Source organism: Clostridium lacusfryxellense (genome assembly GCF_018861735.1).
In the GTDB taxonomy this organism is placed as follows: Bacteria; Bacillota; Clostridia; order Clostridiales; family Clostridiaceae; genus Clostridium_AD; species Clostridium_AD lacusfryxellense.
Genome location: NZ_JAHLEB010000134.1, coordinates 1 through 1735, shown reverse-complemented (window position 1 = coordinate 1735; position 1735 = coordinate 1). Strand labels below are relative to the sequence as shown.

The 1735-nt window shown below is 33.8% G+C and carries 2 protein-coding genes; one reads left to right on the top strand and one right to left on the bottom strand.

The genetic code is table 11. The features are described from left to right. Window positions 1-57: 57 nt before the first annotated feature. Window positions 58-762, bottom strand: coding sequence for an IS30 family transposase (locus KPL55_RS25575; protein WP_216309568.1), 705 nt, complete (start codon window positions 760-762; stop codon window positions 58-60). A 186-nt stretch (window positions 763-948) separates the two neighbouring features. Here KPL55_RS25575 and KPL55_RS25570 point away from each other — a divergent pair. Continuing rightward, on the top strand, window positions 949-1735 hold a 787-nt coding region (locus KPL55_RS25570; protein WP_216309567.1), incomplete at its 3' end, for an MBL fold metallo-hydrolase.

The window sequence follows — 1735 nt, the reverse complement described above, 5'->3', positions numbered from 1 at the left end:
TGATGTTTTCTTATTGATAAAGTGAATTTATAGTGGTAATCTGACGTAAATCAGTTACTAGTAATAGAAATAAAACGCCTTTTCAATTAGGTATAATTTGACGTTTAACACTCTTTCGCTTAACACCATTAAGACAGTCTTTGTACCCTGTTTACCTACTACGGTGTCCATTTCCCAGTGGCCTATTTCATCACGTGCTGCTACCGCTGCAGGTCTTTCTGATATGCTTGTTCCTTTGGTATTATTATATGCTGGCCTTATTTTTTTATAGTTTCTCTTTTTAGCATTCTTTTTAACGGGCAAATCTTTGTTACTTATATTTAAAAATAAATTATTATCCAAATAGTTATACACAGTTTTGAAGCAAATAGTTGTTTCAAATTGTAGATTTTTATTTGTGATGTTTTGTATCGCTGCATACGGAGATTCGCTATCTATACCAATGGCTTTTTCTAGGTACTTCACCAATTTATGATCTTTTCCTATTTTCAATGAAGGACCTTTAGCTGTAGCTTGTGTGTCATGTTCTGACTGCCCAACTTCGGCACTATATTCCATTCGAGTGGTTAAGTCACTATTTAATAGTTCTACCCTTCCTTTAGCAATTTCACGTCGTATTGTACGTTCTGAACGCCCACCTAATTGCTCCACAATACAACCTGAACTAAGTCCCATTTTGAGTAGAGCTTCTAACTTTATGCGTTCCTCGTATGTTAGGTGTTTACCTTTTCTGCTCTGTGTGATAAAATTTAATTGACTCATGTGAAATCCTCCCGTATATGTTGGTTTTGTCACTTAACATTATACTAGAGTATTTCTCTTGAGTCTTTATTTTTTTGTTACCCTTCGGTCATTTCATTATACAACTTACCATATTTTGAAAGCTTTTGACAGAATTTAGCGTAATGTTAGAACACTCTTATCCACATGATGATGAGGAGGACTATTATGAAAATTCAATTCTATGGAGCAGCAAAAACTGTTACAGGTTCATGTCACATTTTACACATAAACGGAAAGACTGTTTTGCTCGATTGTGGTTTATATCAGGGAAAGGGTGAAAAGGTATTTTCAAATGAGGAGTTTGATTTTAATCCTAAAGAGGTAGATTATGTGATTTTATCACATGCCCATATAGATCATTGTGGAAGAATACCTCTACTTTATAAGATGGGGTTTAAGGGAGATATTTTATCCACTCAGGCAACAAAGGATTTATGTAGTATTATGCTTCCAGACAGTGGACACATTCATGAATCTGAGATTGAGTGGAAAAATAGAAAAAGAACAAGGCAGGGATTAAAAGCTCTAGAACCACTTTATACAACTAAATTGGCTGAGCTTTCCCTTAATCTTTTTAGAGCATTTCAATATGATGAGATGATAGAGGTTTTTGAAGGCTTAAAAATTAGATTTAGAGATGCAGGGCATCTTTTGGGTTCTGCTATTATTGAATTATATATGACAGAAAAAAATCAAGAGGAAGTAAAACTTTTGTACAGTGGTGATTTGGGTAATATAAATAAGTCAATTATAAAAGATCCAACCATCATTAAGCATACTGATTACTTGATAATAGAGACCACATATGGCAATAGGGTTCATCCTGAAATTAATGAGGATCTAAAGGAGTTATTAAGAATAATTAAGGAGACCTTTGCAAGAGGAGGAAATGTTATTATACCCTCATTTGCAGTGGGAAGGACTCAGGAGATTTTATATGAATTAAATAAAT